Here is a 19,738-nt window from a genome sequence, read left to right on the forward strand (position 1 = left end):
ACCATGTCAAATCTTACTCATGAGATTGTTGAGAAAAATACGGGTTTACTGGTCATCTTTATTGTTATCGCCATTAGTTTTGCAACTTTGGTTGAGATTTTGCCATTAATTTATGATGCCAATGCCCCTGACAAAGGTGGTGTAAATAAGCCTTTACCAAATATGCGACCTTGGACAGCGTTAGAGCTTGAAGGTCGTGATATCTATATCCGCGAAGGCTGTCATGTTTGTCATACGCAGATGGTTCGCCCTTTGCGTGCTGAGGTTGAGCGTTATGGACCTTATAGTCGTGCTGCTGAATCTGCCTGGGACCATCCATTTTTATGGGGTTCCAAACGTACAGGCCCTGATTTGGCGCGCGTAGGCGGTCGTTATTCTGACCAATGGCATAAGGACCATTTGATTAATCCACGTTCAGTCATGCCAAAATCAGTCATGCCGTCTTATCCTTGGCTTGAGAAAAATGAAGTTGACGGTAGTAAAGTTCAAGCCAAAATGCGTCTATTCAAAGACCGTTTTGGATTACCATACACCGAAGCTGATATTCAAGCAGCACCTGACCAAGTTCAGGGTGCGACCGAGCTAGACGCACTCGTTGCGTATTTGCAGCAGCTTGGTATTGCGATGCAGGGTCAACGTTAATGAACTGGGGCGTTTTACATAGTATTGCAACGGTGGCGGCTTTTGTAGCGTTTATCGCCGTTGCATGGTGGGCATATTCCCCCAAAAATAAAAAACGCTTTGAAGAAGATGCACAACTTGCGTTAGATGGTGAATCGCATTCATTAAAACAACGCACTAAGGATATACAATGAGCTTTTTTTGGAGTTCTTGGATTACTGTCCTATCGCTAGGCTGTTGGTTATTTATCTTCGGCGTATTGGCATGGACTTTAAAAACAAAACCTACTTTAGATGAAAATCATACCACCGGTCATGAATATGACGGTATTAAAGAATATGATAACCCTTTACCAAAATGGTGGTTAGTTGTATTTTTTGGCACATTGGCTTGGAGTTTGGGTTATTTTGTCTTTTATCCATCAATCCAACCAGCCAACTGGAAAGGTGTGGCTACAGTTTCTGTAGATGGTCAGGAAGTTTCTTGGACATCAGCAAATGAACTAAACAGTGGACTTGAGCGTAACAATCAAACCTTTAGCAAAAACTTTGAAGAAGTAATTTTAGCAGATGCAGGTGCAGAAGGGGCATTGCCAATTTTAGCAAAACTAAATGAATTGCAAGCAACCCAAAGAAAAAATGCCGAACCTGATAAAGAATTGCAAACTCAAATTGATGAGCAAGTAAAATTACTTGCACCTTTTGTGGATAAACTAGCACAAAACCAAGAAGCAGCAAAAATTGGTAACAACTTATTTTTGCAAAACTGTGCATTGTGTCATGGTTCAGATGCTCAAGGCGCCAAAGGTTATCCAAACCTAACTGATAATGACTGGCTGTATGGCGGTAAACCCGAAGAGATTTTGCTAACAGTGCACAATGGTCGTGTTGGTGCAATGGCAGCATGGCAAAAGCAATTGGGTGAGTCTGGAGTTCGTGCAGCTGCTGAATATGTACTAAGCATTTCAGGTAATCAAAATGGTTATGAACTTGACCAGGCTAAAGTTACTCAAGGTAAAGCCATTTTTGAAGCTAACTGCGTACTTTGTCATGGCGCTGATGCTAAGGGTCAAACTGCGATGGGTGCACCTAATTTAACCGATGATATTTGGTTATTTGGCGGCGATCGTGAAACTGTGCAGCAAACCATTCGTCATGGACGCTCTGGTGTGATGCCTGAGTGGAGTACTAAGTTGGGTAATGAGCGCATCATGCTACTTGCAGCATATGTTCGCTTTATTAGTCAGCAACAAGATGATCAATAAAATCACTGAACCTAAAAAAAAGACCTTAATGATTGATTTAAGGTCTTTTTTTTAAATCTGTTTAATTATTTTGATAGATTGCTACTTGTAGCCAAATATTGGCTTGAATGTAGTCATGAACTTTAATACTGCTAGTTTGGACAGTGGTTGGTGTGGCAATGCGCACTACTAAAGGCTTGCTGCCATATTCGCGCAAAATTACTACATCAAACAGAGTAATGTCTTTTTCAAAAAACCGAACTTGGCTAATGCCCAACACTTGACCTTGGCACCACGCCTCATCCTCTTGACCGTAGGTATCCCCAAACAAATAAATACAACTATGACCCAAATTAATTTCTACAGGAGCAAGGGTTGCATTTGGGTCTTCCGGTTGCCATGCTTTGATTTGTTCATTGATATTGTCAGGAACTTGTCCATTATTTTTTGAAACAATGTCATTAAAAGCACGATGATAGCGAATTGCTTTAGGGTCTTCTACTAAAATTGTTTGTTCTTGATTACTGGGTTCTATCTGGTATGCCCAAGCGCTAAAATGAGCAGTATAAACTTTATTTGCTTGATATTGATGATTATTAATGCTGTAAAGTTGGTCAAAAGCGTAGATAATGGTTCCATCTTGGCTTTTTAATCGTAAAATGGCATCAGCTGTTTTTTCGCAGCGAATGATTCGTTGAATTTCGCACTCTAGTACATAAGGACTTTCTACACAGGGAAAGGCATTGATGAAGGCGGTTGGTTTACCATCAACCATTGATAAAATTTGTTTAATATGACAGGTTTGATTTTGTCCTAACAATAAACGAGCATTGCTTGCCATATTGGGGGCGAGACCCACAGGTAGTGATGCATTTTCCAGCATTTTTTGCAACCAGTTGGGCACATCTTGACCAATATTATCTGTTAAAATTGCCCAGTGGTCGCCATGTCCTGCGTTTTGTTCACAAGGTAAATCCATTTTTTGTAGAAGATTTGGTGTTGGTTGCTGATAATTGTAATGCAAAGTTTGATGGCTGCTCATGATTATCCTAAAATTGTAAAAACCCTATATTTATAAGGGATAATTTTAAAAAATCAAGCTGTTAAATCAGCCAATTGTAATTCAAAGTAAATTAACTAGCTTGGTTATTAGGATTGTCTGCTTGGGTAATAATGTCAGCATTAGGGTCGCCAAAACTTAAAATCTCTACAAAATTTGGTTGCACCTGTAATAACAATTGTTCAGGTTTTACCACTCCACGATTCACCTGTATTTTTTTTAGACGCTCATGAAAAGATTTTGGAAACCAACGTCCAATTTGTAGATAAATAAAATTATCTTTGTATTCAATAAAAGGTAGCCCCTTTAGCTTGGGAGATAAACTTAGCAAAAATGGCAAAGGGTCTTTTTTGAAAAATCGTCGATACCAGCGTATAAATAGTAAAATAGCAGGGGCTTTCCACCATGTTTTGGCGTGCAAATCTAAGATATCCGTTTCACTGATTTGCTCAAAAACCAATCTTTGTTGATGTTTATCCAAACGAATTTGAGTGAGTTTAAAGTTACTGGCAACCGATAAATGCAGTCCTAAAACATCAGCAATGCAATATAAACGTAAATAACCATCAAACAGTTCAAGACGTAATTGTAAAAGCAGTCCTACATTTTGCACCACAAAACGATTTAACGCATCATTGATTTGTTTTTGGTTAATAGTGATTAATATTTCATCAACCAAGGCATCAGCAGTCATAGCGTAGCTGTGCTTGATATTGCCTAAAGTATTTTGCCAGCTTGCAAATAATCCTTCAATCAAAGCAGCTGTTGTGGTATCGTAATTGTGAGTAAAATCGTCTTGAGTTTCTGATGTCATAATTTAATTGCTTGATTCATATATTATGGCTAAAATTATTATAAGTAAGTAAGAATGATTTATTATCAGAGTGTATAATAAGAAATCATCTTTAAAACATAAAACATTACAAAAATTCCCCACGCCATAAATCATTCAGGGTTTCTCGTTCTTTGATAATTCGATGAGTGCCAGCGTCACATAAGACTTCAGCAGGTCTTAGGCGGCTGTTATAGTTGCTTGCCATTACAAAACCGTATGCACCAGCACCAGTTACTGCCAAAATATCACCAACGCGCAAATCCAATAAACGATTTTTGCCTAAAAAATCACTAGATTCACACACTGAACCAACAATATCCCAAGCCTGATAATGATTGTTTATTTCATTTTTGGATAAAATGGCTGGAATAATTGCCATTTGTGACTGGTATAAAGCAGGACGAATCAGTTCAGACATTGAAGCATCAACAATCGCAAAATTTTTGTATTGAGTGGGTTTTAAGACGTCAACGCGTGTCAAAAGCACACCTGTGTTGGCGACGATATTACGACCAGGCTCTAGATGTAGTCCTAAACCATATTGGTTTTGTAGTTTGGTGAGTTTAGGCAGTAACGCCCCTGCAAATTCACTGACACTATCGGGATTTTCGTCAATATAACGTACACCAAGCCCACCACCAAGGTCAATGTGTTTTAGGTGAATACCATTATCTGCCAGCGTGTCAATCAGTTCAATTAATTTATCTAAAGCATCTACAAAAGGTTTGGTTTGAATGAGCTGTGAGCCAATGTGGCAATCAATGCCAATAATTTCTAAATTAGGTAAACTTTGAGCGATTTTATAGCTATTCAATGCATCTTCATGATGAATACCAAATTTATTGTCTTTCATACCTGTGGAAATATAAGGATGAGTTTTGGCGTCCACATCGGGATTGACACGAATGGCGATAGCAGCAGTTTTACCTAGTTTTGTAGCAACTTGACTGATAAGCTCAAGTTCACTCATTGCTTCAACATTAAAACAGCCCACACCAACGTTTAAAGCAGTTTCGATATCGCTTGCGGTTTTACCAACCCCAGAATAAACAATTTTTTTAGCATTGCCGCCTGCTTTTAATACTCGAGCTAACTCCCCTAAGGATACAATATCAAAACCCGCTCCAGCCTTGGCAAGCACTGACAGGATTGCTAAATTGGAATTGGCTTTAACTGCATAGCAAATTTGTACATTTTTTAGGCTGCTAAACCCATCAACATAAGCTCGATAATTGGCAAGCAACGCATTTTGGCTGTAAACGTATAAAGGTGTACCATAGGCTTTAACCAAAGTTTTTACACTGACGTTATCAATATGCAGTTCATTATTTTGATAATCTAAAAATGGTAGGGCTTCTGCTAAAATGATTGGGTCAATGTATAAATTATTATTTTGAATTTGGCCAGCTTGTCTAAAGGTCATAATGCACCGAAAAACGAAAAAATTTACCCATTTTAGCAAAATATGCTAATTTTGCCATATTTTTTTAAAAATAACGATCACTTTTAGATGGACAAAAAGTAACAATTCAGCAAAATTAAAATATGCTACAATAACAAAAAAATTAAATATTATTGTACAAAATGACAAAAAACCTTCAAGATAAATTGGTTGCGTGGATACAATTAACCCGTTTTGATAAACCCATTGGCATTGAACTTCTACTTTATCCAACATTGTGGTCACTATTTTTAGCGAGTATGACAAAAAATCAGTTACCATCAGTGAAATTTGTAGTAATTTTTGCGCTAGGAGCGATATTAATGCGCGCTTCAGGTTGTGCAATTAATGATTTTGCTGACCGAAAAGTAGATGGTAAAGTTGAACGCACCAAATCTCGACCTCTGGCTGATGGGCGATTATCTGCAAAAACAGCTGTGGCAACGTTTTGTGGTTTGTCTTTATTGTCAGCAAGTTTGTTATTATTTTTGCCAGTGCAAGTGTTTTATTGGTCGTTGGTTGCAGTGTTTTTAGCGTTTATTTATCCTTTTATGAAACGCTATACTCATTTGCCCCAAGTGGTATTGGCAGCAGCGTTTGGTTGGGCAGTGCCCATGGCTTACGTGTGTGTTTTGGGTTATGTAGATGTATGGGGCTGGCTTGTTTTTGCTGCTTATATGTGTTGGACGGTAGCTTATGATACTGAGTATGCCATGTGTGACCGTAATGATGATATAAAAATTGGCGTTAAGTCCACCGCAATTTTATTTGGGCGCTTTGACATCATTATTATTATGTTATTGCAAAGCGCTTTTGTAGTACTGATGACGGTGATTTTATATCATTATTTTGCCAATACAAAAATAGGCGTCATTCCTGTTTATTCAATGTTTGTAGTAGCAGCAATGATGGTTAAACAGTATCATCAAATTAAATATAAAGAACGACTAGCGTGTTTTGCTGCATTTTTGGCAAATGCATGGGTAGGGCGATTTGTATTTTTGGTCATTGTGGTGGCAAGTTTTATGGCTAATTTATAATGTGCCATAAACTAGTTTTGGTAAAATCAAAAACCCTAAGTAATTTGCTTAGGGTTTTTCTTATATGGTGCCCGAGGCCAGACTTGAACTGGCACGCTCAAAAGAGCGAGGGATTTTAAATCCCTTGTGTCTACCGATTTCACCACTCGGGCAAGGTTTGGTTGGAGGCTGAGGTCGGAATCGAACCGGCGTACACGGAGTTGCAGTCCGCTGCATGACCACTCTGCCACCCAGCCATCGCTTGAATGATGCATATAATATCAAAAATTTTTTAGATTGCAAGTATTTTTTTAAAAAAATATCCATAATTTAGAAAAAACTTGCTTTGAACATAGTTTTAGGTAATTTACAAACTGTTTTTATGAACGCACAAGTGCAAAAACTTACTAAAAATGAGCAAAAAATACGTTATAATGAAAATCTTTAACTTTGTGCAATGGTTGTGTGTTATTCTGTATAAAATTTTATCAAGAATTAGCAAATTGTAACAAGTTTGGCAAGATTAGAGGCTTTATAACACAAATAAGAAAGGTTTTTTATGAGATTCAATTTAAAAACGCTGAGTATGGCGTTGGCATTTAGTAGCATGGCAATACTTTTTGGTTGTAAAAAACAAGAGGCAAAAGATGCCAAGACTGAGGCTTCAGCTCAGCAAAAAGCGCCAACGCCTGTGGTGGAAGTGCAGGTGATTGAACTGGGTGTTGTGCCAATTATGCAGACGTTTTCGGGTCGAGTTGCAGCTTTTGAAACGTCCGAAGTGCGTCCACAAGTTGGCGGGATTGTTGATGCGGTTTTGTTTAAAGAAGGTAGTTTTGTTAAAAAAGGACAGGAATTATATCGCATCAATCGTGATAATTATGTTAGTGCTGCCAATACTAGTCTTGCATCCATTGCTACCGCTGAAGCCAGTCTTGTCAGCGCCAGAGCTTCACTTGCCGCTCAAGAAGCAACTCTTGCTCAAGCTCAATCAGATTTAAATCGTGTACAAAGTTTGGTTGGTATTGATGCTGTTTCTAAACAAATGTACGACCAGTATAAAACGGCCGTTCGTACTGCTCAGGCAAATGTTGAGGCAGCCAAAGCAACGGTTAGACAAGCTGAAGCATCCATCAGTAGCGCCAAAGCAGTGCACGATGCTAGCCGTTTAGACATTGACCGCACCATTGTTCGCGCGCCGATTTCAGGCAGAGTGGGCATTTCGTCAGTAACATCTGGGGCTTTGGTATCGGCATCACAAGCTACCCCGATGGTAACCATTTCTCGTACGGATGTGGTGTATGTGGATATTCAGCAGTCATCATCAGAAATGTTAAGATTGCGCCAACAAATTGAATCAGGCAAAGCAGGTTTTGGTACCACTCAAGTACAAATCGTTTTAGAAGATGGTGAAATATATCCTTTAATTGGTAAATTAGCGCTTTCAGATGCCAAAGTAGAAAAAAGCACAGGCACGGTTACGTTGCGTGCTGTGTTTGAAAATCCAAACGGTGTTTTAATTCCTGGAATGTATGTTAATGCTAATCTTGCCCAAGCAGTGATTGGTAATGCAGTACTATTACCACAAACAGCAGTGACTTTGACACCAAAAGGTGAAGCTGAAGTATTGGTAGTCAATGGTGAGAAAAAGATTGAAAAACGCACCATCAAAACATCAGGCACGTTCAAAGGTCAATGGGTAGTAACTGAAGGTTTAACCAATGGTGATGCGGTGGTGGTCATGGGTGGTGCTAAAGTTACTGCAGGTCAGGCGGTTGAAGTTAAGCTGGCAGGTCAAACCCCAGGGCCTACCCCTGAAAATTCCAATGCTCAAAATCAAGATGCCCAAAACCCAAATGCCCAAGCACAAAATCCCGAAGCAGCATCTCAACCAGCCCAAAACCCTAGTGCTCCAACTGAAAAAGTAGGTCAAAATAGTGTCATGGCGCCAAAGTCTAAAGAGCAAGAAGATGAAGCAAATGCCGCGCAAAAAGAAGCTGAAAGCATGGCGGATGGTAGCGACAGTTCAGGCAATTAAGGAAGACCTATGTCTAAATTTTTTATTGAGCGTCCCATTTTTGCGTGGGTTATCGCTATCTTAATTATGTTAGTTGGTAGTATTGCAATTTATGGGTTGCCTATTGAGCAATATCCGCGCATTGCACCGCCAACAGTGTCTATTCGTGCCACTTATCCAGGCGCTGATGCTGAAACGGTGGAAAACTCTGTAACGCAAGTAATTGAACAACAAATGAAGGGCTTGGATGGTTTGTCTTATTTGTCATCGAGTTCATCATCAACAGGTTCGGCAGAAGTTACTTTAACTTTTGATAACAGCATTGACCCAGATACCGCCCAAGTGCAGGTGCAAAATAAACTGCAAGCTGCGACCAGTTCTTTGCCTGAAGCAGTGCAAAGACAAGGTGTTACCGTCAATAAATCGTCCAGTGGATTTTTGATGGTTGCAGCATTTGTATCAGAAGATGGCAGCATGTCAGAAGATGATATTGGCGATTATCTAAACTCCAGTATTGTTGACGCGGTTAGCCGTGTCAATGGTGTCGGTTCGGTTAATGTTTTTGGCTCTAGTTATGCCATGCGTATTTGGCTTGACCCTGAAAAACTGCGTTCATATTCGTTAATGCCATCAGATATTTCTGCAGCAATCAGTAGTCAAAACGTGCAAGTTTCAGCAGGTCAAATTGCGAATTTACCATCTGATGAAACGCGCCAAGTTATCAATGCTAGTGTTAGTGTTCAAAGCTACATGCAAACCCCTGAAGAATTTCGTAAAATTTTGGTGAAAACCGATGCTTCTGGCGCTAAAGTGTATTTAGGTGATGTTGCTGATGTTGAACTTGGTAGTCAATCTTATTCATCACGTACACTGTACAATGGTAAAATAGCAGCAGGCGTGGCAATCAGTCTTGCTTCAGGCGCCAACGCTTTGGAAGTTCGTGAGGCAGTTGAGGCTCGTTTAAATGAATTGTCCACGTCTTTTCCAAAAGGTTTAAAATACGAAGTACCTTACGATACTACGCCATTTGTACGCTTATCCATCACTCAAGTTGTCAAAACCTTACTTGAAGCAATTGGATTGGTATTTTTGGTGATGTTGCTTTTCTTACAAAGCTGGCGTGCAACTATCATTCCAACTTTAGCCGTTCCTGTAGTTATTTTGGGTACGTTTGCATTATTATCGCAATTTGGTTTTACCATCAATATCTTAACCATGTTTGCAATGGTGCTTGCTATTGGTCTGCTTGTAGATGATGCAATCGTAGTGGTTGAAAACGTTGAACGGATTTTGGAAGAAAATCATACCATTCCAGTCAAAGATGCTACCATTCAGTCTATGGGTGAAATCAGTAAAGTAGTCATTGGTATTGCTTTGATTTTATCCGTGGTTTTTGTACCCATGATTTTCTTTGGTGGCTCTAGTGGTGTCATTTATCGTCAGTTTGCCGCAACGCTCATCATCAGTATGTCGTTATCAGCAATGGTCGCGCTTATTTTTACTCCAGCGCTTTGTGTAACCATTTTAAAACGTGGTCAGCACAAAGATGTGCAAACCCAAAAAGGTTTTTTTGGTTGGTTTAACCGTCTGTTCTTAAAAGCCAGCCAAAAATATGAAGGTTTTGTAGGCAAAACATTTAATGCCAAATTTGTCTATTTGGTGCTGTATGTGGTGATTGTGGCAATTTTTGCACGCACGTTTGTTAAATTGCCCAGTTCATTTGTGCCAGAAGAAGACCAAGGCATGCTAATGACAATTGTACAATTGCCAGCAGGTTCCACGATGGATAAAACCAATCAAGTCATGGATAAAGTTTTGGGTTACTATCAGACCCAAGAAAAAGATAATGTTGATAGTATATTTACCATTTCAGGTTTTAGTTTTATGGGAAGTGGTCAAAACATGGGTATGGCGTTTGTTAAACTCAAAGACTGGAGTGAGCGTACAACTGATAAATCAACCGCTCAAGCCATCGCTCAGCGCGCTATGGTGATGAATGGCATCATTCCAGAAGCTAAACTAATCTTGCCACTTGCGCCTCCAGCTATTCAAGGCTTTGGCACATCCAGTGGGTTTGATTTACAGCTGCAAGACCGCGGTGGCGTGGGTCACGAAAAGCTTTTAGAAGCGCGTAACATGTTGATGGGTATGGCAATGCAAAGCAAAGACACCATTGGTTCAATTCGTCCAGGTGGTCAAGAAGACGCTCCTAAATTAAAAATTGATATTAATAGAGAACAAGCTGCCGCCTATAATTTATCCATGTCAAGCATTAATAGCACCATTTCTCAGGCATGGGGAGGTAGTTATGTAAATGACTTTATTGACCGTGGACGCATTAAAAAAGTCTATCTACAAGGCAAACCTGATAGCCGTGCCACCCCTGAAGACATTGCTAAATGGTATGTGCGCAATAATAATGGTGAGATGATTTCGTTTGCTTCATTTGCAACCAGTCGTTGGCAATATGGTTCGCCTAATTTAACGCGATACAATGGTTTTTCTAGTATGGCGCTGCAAGGTACTTCAGCTCCTGGAAAAAGTACTGGTGAATCAATTGCTGCAATGGAAGTGATGATGAAGCAGCTGCCAGAAGGTATTGGGCACGAGTGGACAGGCTTGGCACTAGAAGAGCAAAAATCAGGCGGCAAAGCTCCAATTTTATACGCTATTTCTATTTTGGTGGTGTTTTTATGTTTGGCAGCACTGTATGAAAGCTGGTCAATTCCATTTTCGGTGCTTTTGGTGATTCCGCTTGGAGTATTGGGTGCGGTATTATTTACAGCAATGCGTGGTTTTTCAAATGACGTGTATCTGCAAGTGGGTTTGCTAACGGTAGTTGGTTTATCCGCTAAAAACGCCATCTTGATTATTGAGTTTGCTAAAGAAATTCAAGAAAAAGGCAAATCCTTAAAAGAATCAGTAATGACCGCGGCGCGTATGCGTCTTAGACCTATTATTATGACATCTTTGGCATTTGGTATTGGTGTTGTGCCTTTGTATCAAGCAACTGGTGCAGGTTCTGGCAGTCAAAATGCTGTTGGTACCAGTGTTCTTGGTGGGGTGATTACTGCAACATTTTTGGGTATTTTCTTTATTCCGATGTTTTATGTGTGGGTGCGAACTATTTTTCCTTACAAGCACAAACCCACTGTAAATTTGGATAAGTCAAACTCATAAGGAGAATCAAAGATGATAAAACAAATACATTTCTTTACTATTGCAGCTCTGAGTTTGGCGATGTCTGCTTGCAGTGTCATCCCTCCAAAGGCACAAACACCGATTGCTGTGCCAAATGTGCCTTTGGATAAAAACTTTGAAGTTCTTGATCAAGAAACCATCAGCGTTCCTCAAAGACCTAGTTTGGCGGGGCTGCGTTGGCAGGATTTTTACGCTGACCCCAAATTAAAGCAGTTGATACAGATGGGGCTTGAACATAACAAAGATTTGGAGCAAGCTATTTTAGCAATACAAAGTGCTAAAGCTAAATATCAAATCACCAGTGCTGGTGGTTTACCAACCGTTGGCGCTAGTGCTGGAGTAACGCGTTCAGCAGGGGGAAGAGATCAAAATCCAAGTACAGCATATAACGTTGGGCTGGCGATGTCCAGTTATGAATTGGATTTTTGGGGTAAAGTCGCCAATAGCAAAGAAGCCGCATTGCATGATTTTTTAGCAACAAATGCTGCTAAAGATGCCGCCCAAATTTCTTTGATTTCCAATATTGCTCAAACTTATGTAAATTTGAGTTATGCACTTGCCCAACGTCATCTTGCCAAAGAAACTCTAAAAACGCGCGAACATTCACTGATGATTACAAAAAAGCGTTTTAGTGCAGGTATTGATTCGCGTTCACCAAGTTTGCAGGCAGAAGCATCTTTAGAATCGGCTAAAATTTCTATTTATGAAGCTGATACAAACATTTTGCAATTAAAAAATGCTTTACAATTGCTTATTGGCAAGCCCATTCCTAAAGAATTGATGCCTGAGATGGCGGTAGCAAACATTACAACACAGACAATTTTCCAAACCGGCTTACCTAGCGAACTTTTGTACTATCGTCCCGATATTGTCCAAGCTGAACATGCATTGCGTGCCGCTGGCGCCAATATTGATGTTGCGCGTGCGGCTTATTTTCCATCGATTAGTTTATCAAGTAATATTGGCTACAGTTCATCTCATTTAAAAGATTTGTTCAATAGTTCAGCATTTGGTTGGTCATTTGGGCCATCAATTAGTTTGCCAATTTTTGATGCAGGCAGTCGTCGCGCCAACTATGAAGTAGCGGAAGTTGCTCAAAAATCGGCTTTAGCAGCTTATGAAAAAACCATTCAAACTGCTTTTAAAGAAGTCAATGATGTTTTAGCAAATCGAGCAACGCTTGGTCAAAGACTGGATTCTCAGTATCGTTTACAAAAAAATTATCAACAAACTTATGATATTGCTTATGCTAGATTTCGTTCAGGTTTGGATGATTATTTAAATGTCTTAGATGCAGAACGTTCATTATTTGCTAATCAACAAGGTATTTTGAGTCTGGAGCAACAAAAAATCATCAGTCAAATTGAACTATATCAACGTTTGGGTGGTGGTGCAAGTTTGACAGCTGAACAGATTGCTGAATTTCATCAGCAACGTGAAGCAATGAAGACGGCAAATTTAGCAACTTTGGCGGATATTGCAAATCAAAAAACACAAATTGAAGATGAAAAGCTGCAATTAACTCAAACCAAGCCTGATAATATTAGAGTGCTTGAACCAAAAAATGTAGCTGGTGTAGCAAATCCAGAAGTGCAATCCGTACAGTCAGAGGCAAATCAGTCTCAAAATGCCACTCAGGCAGACGTACAGACAGACGTTTCTATGCCACCAAATAAGTCTAAATAATAAGAAATAACACACCAATTTGATTTTGGGTGTGTTATTTATATGATATTTGGCTATAATTTTGATTGGTTTAGATATTAAAAAACCCTTGAAATTCATGATTTTCAAGGGTTTTTGACTAAGTTTGATTTAAGTCCAAAATCTATGACTTTTTACCAGCTAGCGCATTATATTAAGCGATAATCCGTCGTCGTCAGATTTTGAGCAACATTTTGCCTAAACTTTAAGCGATTTGATTTGACCGTCTGTTAGTGCCATGGTGTGTTAGCTATGTGTAATTTGTGTGTTATTTTAGCTTGATAATTTATGATAATCAATAATTGTTAGTGATAACACATGACAGTTTAAGACACTAAAAAACCCCTGTAATTTAATAACTACAAGGGTTTTTTTGGGGTTTTATGATAATCAGTGATATTGTTTGATTATAAATGATAGCTTTATAATGGTGGAGATGGCGGGAGTTGAACCCGCGTCCGCCAGCACTACGCCCATGATTCTACATGCTTAGAATCTGTCTATGGCTTTAATCCGCACCGAACCGACAGTCAGGTAGGATTGGACGATTTCCTAAAGTTTCGCCTAAGCTATTGGAACACTAACCTAAACTATCCCTTGTACGTTCGCTTCGGGGTGAGCAACCAGACCAAAGGCAATCTGTGCCGACCCAAGCAGCCCTTAGGCTGCTAGAGCGTAAGTTTCGTCGTTTGCGACTATTTTAAAGGTATGGGTATTTACAAGAGGCATACACTCTTGACATGCATCATTAGGTTTCATTACCAGCGTCAAAGCCAGAACATCCCCAATTGTTCCCATGGTATCATAACTGCTGAAAAATGCAAGTGAATTATGCAAACCTCAACAATTATTGACAATTATTTATGGGCTAAACAAAATTAGTGTTTTGGTGCATAGGCAGCCAGTTCAGGATTAATGTCAGTTTTAGCGACATTATTGGCGTAGTTACATAAGGTTGCTAGCGCTACACCCATAATGACATCAAGCACATTTTGGTCGTTGTAACCTGCAGATTTAAATGCATTTAATTCATCATCAGATACTTGACCACGTTTATCAATCAACTGCATGGTAAACTGTGCTAACGCTTGATATTTTGGATTGTCGTCGATGCTTGTGCGGTTGCGTAATGCTTCTAAAATGGGTTCGGGTGTTTTTAGACGCAACGTAGCAATTTTACTATGACCTGCTACACAAAAATCACAACCATTATGAGCAGCAGCCGTGATCTGTACCACTTCTACTTCTTCAGCGGTCAATGAATTAGAACCGTTCATTTTACCAACTTCTTGATAAAATGCCAATGCTTGGGGAGAGTTTGCCAACACTCCAATAAGATTTGGAATAAAACCATTGGCTTTTTGTACTGCTTCAATACGTTCTTTAGCAGCTTCAGGAGCAGTGTCTGGAGTATGAACAATAAGACGCGCCATAATTTTTCCTTAGTTTTTAAATGGACTTTTGTTATATGGTATCTAGGTTTTAAATTACAAGTCTTTTTTAAAAATTAAAAATTTAAAATAAAATCAATATCTTATAAATTTTTTTCTCAAATTAAAAAAATTTTAATTGAAAAATCAATTACTGTCTATCATATATCACTCAAGAAAGCAATAAAAATTTACGGAGGTTGTATGAATTTCCAAAAATATACCAACAAATTACAAAACATCATTCAAGAAGCCCAAACGCTGGCAGTTAGCCTAAATAATACAAGCCTTGGTTCAGCCCATTTACTTGCGTCTGTTCTAGCCGATAAAGCAGTTTTGGCAACACTTGAAAATGCAGGGGCAAATGTTGCTATTTTAAATCAGGAAACTAAAGCCTTTTTAGAACGTCAAGTAACCACCATGACACCAACAGGTCAGTTAAATTTAGGCGCTGATGCTAGCCAAATACTAAACTTAACTGAAAGTTATGCTAAAAAAGCGGGTGATGAGTTTGTAGCAACTGAGTGGCTACTTTTGGCTTTATGCGAACAAACAGACAGTAAAAAAGTATTTAGTAAAGCAGGCATTAATGCTCAAAATTTAACAAAAATTATTCAAGAACTAAGAGGAAATGACACCGTGAAGAATCAAAATGCTGAAGAAACTCGAAATGCTTTGGAAAAATACACTATCAACCTAACGGATAGAGCTAAAGAGGGTAAACTTGACCCTGTGATTGGTCGCGATGACGAAATCCGCCGTACAGTGCAGGTGTTATCTCGTCGTACTAAAAACAATCCTGTATTGATTGGTGAGCCAGGTGTAGGTAAAACAGCAATTGTTGAAGGGCTTGCCCAGAGAATTATCAATGGCGAAGTACCTGACAGCCTGAAAAACAAAGAGGTTTTATCGCTGGATATGGGGTCTTTGATTGCTGGTGCAAAATATCATGGTGAATTTGAAGAGCGACTAAAAGCAGTATTAAGTGACCTTGCCAAACAAGATGGCAATATCATTTTATTTATTGATGAACTGCATACTATGGTTGGGGCTGGCAAAACCTCTGGAGCAATGGATGCAGGCAATATGCTAAAACCAGCGTTAGCACGTGGTGAGTTACGCTGTGTGGGGGCGACCACACTTGATGAGTATCGTCAATACATCGAAAAAGACCCTGCTCTTGAACGACGTTTTCAAAAAGTGCTCATTGATGAGCCAAGTGTCGAAGATACTATTGCAATTTTACGTGGTTTAAAAGAGCGATATGAAGTGCATCATGGCGTTAAAATTTTAGACAGTGCTATTATTGCTGCTGCTAAAATGTCGCACCGCTATATTACAGACCGTCAGTTACCTGATAAAGCCATTGATTTGATTGACGAGGCGGCAAGTCGTATCAAAATGGAATTAGACAGCAAACCTGAAAGTTTGGATAAATTAGACCGCCGTATTATTCAGCTAAAAATGCAATTAGAAGCGGTTAAAAAAGACGACGATGAAGGTTCAAAAGCACAAGCAGTTAATTTGCAAAAACAAATTGATGACGCTCAAAAAGAATATACAGATTTAGAAGAAATCTGGAAATCTGAAAAGGCATTGGTGGAAAATACCAAAAATGCTCAAATTGAACTCGATAAAGCTCGCTTTGCTTTGGAAAAAGCTCAAAGAGAAAGTGATTTTGCTGAAGCATCACGCCTGCAATATGGAGTAATTCCAGAGCTGCAAAAACGTCTTGCTCAAGATGAAAATGACAAACTCGATGCACCAAAACTGCTTCGTAACAAAGTAACAGATAATGAAATTGCTGAGGTGGTGTCAGCAGCCACGGGGATTCCTGTTGCTAAAATGCTCCAAGGCGAAAAAGATAAAATGTTAACAATGGAGTCAGTATTACACGCCCGAGTTGTTGGTCAAGATGAGGCTGTAAATGCAGTTGCTAACGCCATTCGTCGTAGCAGAGCTGGACTTTCTGACCCAAATAAACCCGCTGGTTCATTCTTGTTTTTAGGACCAACAGGGGTGGGGAAAACTGAGCTTACTAAATCTTTGACAAACTTTTTATTTGATGATGAGAACGCCATGATTCGTATTGATATGAGCGAATTTATGGAAAAACACTCAGTTAGCCGTCTAGTTGGGGCTCCTCCAGGGTATGTAGGCTATGAAGAGGGTGGGGTTTTGACCGAAGCGGTGCGCCGTAAACCTTATAGTGTGGTATTGTTTGATGAAGTAGAAAAAGCCCATCCTGATGTGTTTAACATTTTGTTGCAAGTGCTGGATGATGGGCGTTTAACAGATTCTCAAGGTCGTACCGTAGATTTTAAAAATACGGTTATCATTATGACATCAAACTTGGGTAGTCATAAGATTTTTGATATGGCAAATGAAAGTTATGACAAAATCAAAGAAGCAGTCATGCAATCTGTTGGCACACATTTTAGACCAGAATTTATCAATCGCATCGATGAAATAGTGGTGTTTCACCCATTAGGACAAGCACAAATGGCAGGCATTGTAACTATTCAATTATCGCGCCTTGCTAAGCGTTTAAATGAAAAAGACATGCAAATTATTTTTAGCGATTTAGCTACACAAAAATTGGCAAATAATGGCTATGACGCCGCGTTTGGGGCAAGACCTTTAAAACGTGCCATCCAACAAGAAATTGAAAACCCATTATCTGTTAAATTGTTAAATGGTGAATTTTTACCTCACGATACCATTTTAGTGGACGTAGACGGCCAAGGTAATTTTGTGTTTAATAAACGATTATTAAGTTAAATTTGGTCAATGTGTACAAAAATCCCAAAGTTTAGCTTTGGGATTTTTATTTGGTTTTTGTTTGCTGATTGGTAATTTGTTAGTTGGTAAACAATTGATAGGCTTTTATTGCTTGTACCATATTTTTAACATCGTGTACTCGTACGATTTGAACGCCTTGTTTGATGGCTAAAAGATGGGCAATCACCCCAACCATATCCCGTTCAGAAGCTAAATGGTTATCAAGATAGGGCAGCTGCATTTGCCCTAAAATTTCCCCTAAAAAACGTTTACGTGATACCCCAAACAGCATGGGCAGCTTAAAATGTTGTATGATGTCAGATAGATGGTTGATTAACATTTTATGTTCACGATATCCTTTGGCAAAGCCCATACCAACATCAATGATTATATTTTTATGGTCAATCCCTGCATTTACTGCTTGAGTGATGGCATCTTGCAGTTCATCAGTAATGTTTTTAATAACATCGGTATAATCAATCAAATCATCCATAGTGCGGGGATTACCCCGATTGTGCATGAGTACAACAGGACAGTTTAATTGTGCAACCATCTGTTTTGCTCCTTTATATGCTAGCGCTCGCACATCATTGATGATATCAGCACCTACATCAATGCTTTGCTGCATGACAACAGGATTGCTAGTATCAACCGATAACCAAATATCATGACCAAATTGCTTGCGTATCTTCTCAACCACAGGCATTACCCGGGACAGTTCTTCATCAGTACTGACAATAGGAGCATTTGGACGCGTTGATTCGCCACCAATATCAATAATGTCCACACCAAAATTTATCATTGTTTCGGCGTGGGCAATAGCTTTATCTACGCTATTAAACTGCCCGCCATCTGAAAATGAATCAGGGGTAACATTCAGCACCCCCATGACTTTTGGGGTGGATAAATCTAAGGTTTTTTGACGAAATTTTAAACAGTGTGTCAGCATAATAAATTTTTCTTTTTTAAATAGCATTAATCTGTGTAATTATCATTTTTAATTTGAGGAATGTGGTAAGCATAAAAGCTAATAAATACCGTCGCCCCCACAGCTAACACTAAATACATTGCCGGCATTAAGCGAAAATAAAAACTGACAAATCCTAGGATAAATGGTAGTAAAGTACTGATGAGTGCAAAAGCGATGTTGTATACCACACATGTGTAAGTAGCGCGAATGCGAGTTGGAAACAGTCGAATAATAATCATCGGCGCGACCGCCATGATGCCACTAGAGAACCCAAGTAGGGCAAAAAATACTAAAATTAGTTCACCGCCACCCGTTAAATGACCAAAAAATAATAAAATTTGCAAAATAAAAAAGATGCCACCAAACAACATAACTTGAGCAGTATTGGCAAAATCTGCCATAAATCCATAAACAACACAACCAATAATCATAAAGGTTATGCCAATAATGACGCCTAAATTTAATACACTTTCATCCAAAATAAAATTAGTGCTGATTAAATCAGGCAATAAAATAACCAATACGACAAACAAACTAGCGGCTAGCCAAGATAAAGTAATGGCAGGTAAAAAAATAGCCAGCCGCTTTTGAATTAGAGTGTAAAAACCAATGGATTCTTTGGATGAATTTTCCGTTACGTTTTGATTTTCTAGAGTGTGAATACTCAATGCCTTATCGTCATGATTGGTATTTAAACGCAAAAAAACAGGTGTTTCACTAAAACGACGTACAAATAAATATAAAACAGCACAAACTGCGCCACCAAGCAAAAAGGGAATTCGCCAACCAAAAAGCATAATATCGTCATTGGACAAATAATTTTCTAGCCCAAGCACCAAAAAAAGTAAGAGCAAAACCGCAAACAATGAACTTGCGGTAACCACACCCAACCCTAGACCTAAACTTTTATTTGGAAGACGTTCACTTAAATAAACCCAAATTGTTGGAATCAGACCACCAAACGCCATGCCTTGCCCAAGTTTTGCTAAAATAAATAAAAATGATGCTAAAACACCAATATGAGTATCCGTTGGCAAAAGTCCAATGATAAAAGTAAATACACCCATTGCCATGACACTAAGTCCAAAGGCAGGTTTTCGCCCTTCATCATCTGCGTATTCACCAATTAAGAATCCACCAAGAGGCATCGCCAAACAACTAAGCACAAATAGACCAATTAATTGCATTTCGTAAAACCAATCATGACTTTGCCCAATAAAAAATAGTTCACTAAGCACGTCGTTGAGGTACACAAAAATCATATAATCAAAAAAGCCAATCCCTGCCGTAACCGCGGCAATGGCAATTATAGTTAAATGCGTAGAGGTTAGAGAGTTTGACATGAGTATCCTACCATATGATTTATGCGTATTATATCTTGTTTTACAGTTGCTTTTTTGCGCCGTTGTAAATTGTCTG

At 39.0% G+C, this 19,738-nt stretch carries 14 protein-coding genes, 2 tRNA genes and 1 other RNA gene; 8 read left to right on the top strand and 9 right to left on the bottom strand.

The window, feature by feature from the left end; translation table 11 throughout:
• Positions 1–3: 3 nt before the first annotated feature.
• The 3 genes from ccoO to ccoP are packed head-to-tail and all read left to right on the top strand — an operon-like array spanning position 4 to position 1,885.
• The gene (gene ccoO / locus ACZBKJ_RS06145; RefSeq protein ID WP_463200071.1) at positions 4–642 is read left to right on the top strand and encodes a cytochrome-c oxidase, cbb3-type subunit II; all 639 of its coding nucleotides are present in this window, start codon (positions 4–6) and stop codon (positions 640–642) included.
• Positions 642–815, top strand: coding sequence for a cbb3-type cytochrome oxidase subunit 3 (locus ACZBKJ_RS06150; protein WP_463200072.1), 174 nt, complete (start codon positions 642–644; stop codon positions 813–815). The genes ccoO and ACZBKJ_RS06150 overlap by 1 nt, the downstream gene beginning before the upstream one ends.
• On the top strand, positions 812–1,885 hold the full coding sequence (gene ccoP, locus ACZBKJ_RS06155; RefSeq protein ID WP_463200073.1) for a cytochrome-c oxidase, cbb3-type subunit III: 1,074 nt from the start codon (positions 812–814) through the stop codon (positions 1,883–1,885). The genes ACZBKJ_RS06150 and ccoP overlap by 4 nt, the downstream gene beginning before the upstream one ends.
• 61 nt (positions 1,886–1,946) lie before the next feature.
• On the opposite strand, the gene ACZBKJ_RS06160 is transcribed toward ccoP, so the two are convergent.
• From ACZBKJ_RS06160 to lysA, 3 genes are all read right to left on the bottom strand, one after another.
• Positions 1,947–2,906, bottom strand: a complete 960-nt coding sequence (locus ACZBKJ_RS06160) for a hypothetical protein (protein WP_463200074.1) — start codon at positions 2,904–2,906, stop codon at positions 1,947–1,949.
• Positions 2,907–2,997: 91 nt separating this feature from the next.
• Entirely contained in the window at positions 2,998–3,738 is a 741-nt protein-coding gene (locus ACZBKJ_RS06165; RefSeq protein ID WP_463200076.1) for a hypothetical protein, read from the bottom strand.
• A gap of 106 nt (positions 3,739–3,844) precedes the next feature.
• On the bottom strand, positions 3,845–5,182 hold the full coding sequence (gene lysA, locus ACZBKJ_RS06170) for a diaminopimelate decarboxylase (RefSeq protein ID WP_463200077.1): 1,338 nt from the start codon (positions 5,180–5,182) through the stop codon (positions 3,845–3,847).
• A gap of 161 nt (positions 5,183–5,343) precedes the next feature.
• Between lysA and ubiA the strand changes: the two genes are divergently transcribed.
• Positions 5,344–6,240, top strand: coding sequence for a 4-hydroxybenzoate octaprenyltransferase (ubiA, locus tag ACZBKJ_RS06175; RefSeq protein ID WP_463200078.1), 897 nt, complete (start codon positions 5,344–5,346; stop codon positions 6,238–6,240).
• 65 nt (positions 6,241–6,305) lie between these two features.
• Here ubiA and ACZBKJ_RS06180 read toward each other — a convergent pair.
• A tRNA-Leu gene (locus ACZBKJ_RS06180) sits at positions 6,306–6,392 on the bottom strand.
• Positions 6,393–6,402: 10 nt separating this feature from the next.
• Positions 6,403–6,476, bottom strand: a tRNA-Cys gene (locus tag ACZBKJ_RS06185).
• Between the two features lie 302 nt (positions 6,477–6,778).
• Here ACZBKJ_RS06185 and ACZBKJ_RS06190 point away from each other — a divergent pair.
• The 3 genes from ACZBKJ_RS06190 to ACZBKJ_RS06200 are packed head-to-tail and all read left to right on the top strand — an operon-like array spanning position 6,779 to position 13,120.
• Positions 6,779–8,254, top strand: a complete 1,476-nt coding sequence (locus tag ACZBKJ_RS06190; protein ID WP_463200080.1) for an efflux RND transporter periplasmic adaptor subunit — start codon at positions 6,779–6,781, stop codon at positions 8,252–8,254.
• Between the two features lie 9 nt (positions 8,255–8,263).
• Positions 8,264–11,413 (top strand): efflux RND transporter permease subunit, encoded by a 3,150-nt coding sequence (locus tag ACZBKJ_RS06195; RefSeq protein ID WP_463200081.1) that lies wholly within the window; start codon positions 8,264–8,266, stop codon positions 11,411–11,413.
• Positions 11,414–11,425: 12 nt separating this feature from the next.
• Entirely contained in the window at positions 11,426–13,120 is a 1,695-nt protein-coding gene (locus ACZBKJ_RS06200) for an efflux transporter outer membrane subunit (protein ID WP_463200082.1), read from the top strand.
• A 446-nt stretch (positions 13,121–13,566) separates the two neighbouring features.
• Here ACZBKJ_RS06200 and ssrA read toward each other — a convergent pair.
• Positions 13,567–13,924: a transfer-messenger RNA gene (gene ssrA / locus ACZBKJ_RS06205) on the bottom strand.
• Between the two features lie 92 nt (positions 13,925–14,016).
• On the bottom strand, positions 14,017–14,571 hold the full coding sequence (locus ACZBKJ_RS06210) for a carboxymuconolactone decarboxylase family protein (RefSeq protein WP_463200083.1): 555 nt from the start codon (positions 14,569–14,571) through the stop codon (positions 14,017–14,019).
• A 201-nt stretch (positions 14,572–14,772) separates the two neighbouring features.
• Here ACZBKJ_RS06210 and clpB point away from each other — a divergent pair, with 201 nt between their 5' ends.
• Positions 14,773–17,349 (top strand): ATP-dependent chaperone ClpB, encoded by a 2,577-nt coding sequence (gene clpB / locus ACZBKJ_RS06215; protein ID WP_463200084.1) that lies wholly within the window; start codon positions 14,773–14,775, stop codon positions 17,347–17,349.
• 79 nt (positions 17,350–17,428) lie between these two features.
• On the opposite strand, the gene folP is transcribed toward clpB, so the two are convergent.
• Together folP and ACZBKJ_RS06225 are read right to left on the bottom strand one after the other, a co-directional pair.
• A complete protein-coding gene (gene folP / locus ACZBKJ_RS06220; RefSeq protein WP_463200085.1) occupies positions 17,429–18,298 on the bottom strand; it encodes a dihydropteroate synthase in 870 nt (289 codons plus the stop codon).
• Positions 18,299–18,324: 26 nt separating this feature from the next.
• Positions 18,325–19,662 (bottom strand): MFS transporter, encoded by a 1,338-nt coding sequence (locus ACZBKJ_RS06225; RefSeq protein WP_463200087.1) that lies wholly within the window; start codon positions 19,660–19,662, stop codon positions 18,325–18,327.
• Positions 19,663–19,738: the final 76 nt, after the last annotated feature.

Source organism: Moraxella sp. I5G (assembly GCF_055193055.1).

What these genes read in the sequence shown, in the direction of transcription:
- ccoO (WP_463200071.1), top strand. Translation starts at nt 4, where the DNA reads ATGTCAAATCTTACTCATGAGATTGTTGAGAAAAATACGGGTTTACTG.
- ACZBKJ_RS06150 (WP_463200072.1), top strand. Translation starts at nt 642, where the DNA reads ATGAACTGGGGCGTTTTACATAGTATTGCAACGGTGGCGGCTTTTGTA.
- ccoP (WP_463200073.1), top strand. Translation starts at nt 812, where the DNA reads ATGAGCTTTTTTTGGAGTTCTTGGATTACTGTCCTATCGCTAGGCTGT.
- ACZBKJ_RS06160 (WP_463200074.1), bottom strand. Translation starts at nt 2,906, where the DNA reads ATGAGCAGCCATCAAACTTTGCATTACAATTATCAGCAACCAACACCA.
- ACZBKJ_RS06165 (WP_463200076.1), bottom strand. Translation starts at nt 3,738, where the DNA reads ATGACATCAGAAACTCAAGACGATTTTACTCACAATTACGATACCACA.
- lysA (WP_463200077.1), bottom strand. Translation starts at nt 5,182, where the DNA reads ATGACCTTTAGACAAGCTGGCCAAATTCAAAATAATAATTTATACATT.
- ubiA (WP_463200078.1), top strand. Translation starts at nt 5,344, where the DNA reads ATGACAAAAAACCTTCAAGATAAATTGGTTGCGTGGATACAATTAACC.
- ACZBKJ_RS06190 (WP_463200080.1), top strand. Translation starts at nt 6,779, where the DNA reads ATGAGATTCAATTTAAAAACGCTGAGTATGGCGTTGGCATTTAGTAGC.
- ACZBKJ_RS06195 (WP_463200081.1), top strand. Translation starts at nt 8,264, where the DNA reads ATGTCTAAATTTTTTATTGAGCGTCCCATTTTTGCGTGGGTTATCGCT.
- ACZBKJ_RS06200 (WP_463200082.1), top strand. Translation starts at nt 11,426, where the DNA reads ATGATAAAACAAATACATTTCTTTACTATTGCAGCTCTGAGTTTGGCG.
- ACZBKJ_RS06210 (WP_463200083.1), bottom strand. Translation starts at nt 14,571, where the DNA reads ATGGCGCGTCTTATTGTTCATACTCCAGACACTGCTCCTGAAGCTGCT.
- clpB (WP_463200084.1), top strand. Translation starts at nt 14,773, where the DNA reads ATGAATTTCCAAAAATATACCAACAAATTACAAAACATCATTCAAGAA.
- folP (WP_463200085.1), bottom strand. Translation starts at nt 18,298, where the DNA reads ATGCTGACACACTGTTTAAAATTTCGTCAAAAAACCTTAGATTTATCC.
- ACZBKJ_RS06225 (WP_463200087.1), bottom strand. Translation starts at nt 19,662, where the DNA reads ATGTCAAACTCTCTAACCTCTACGCATTTAACTATAATTGCCATTGCC.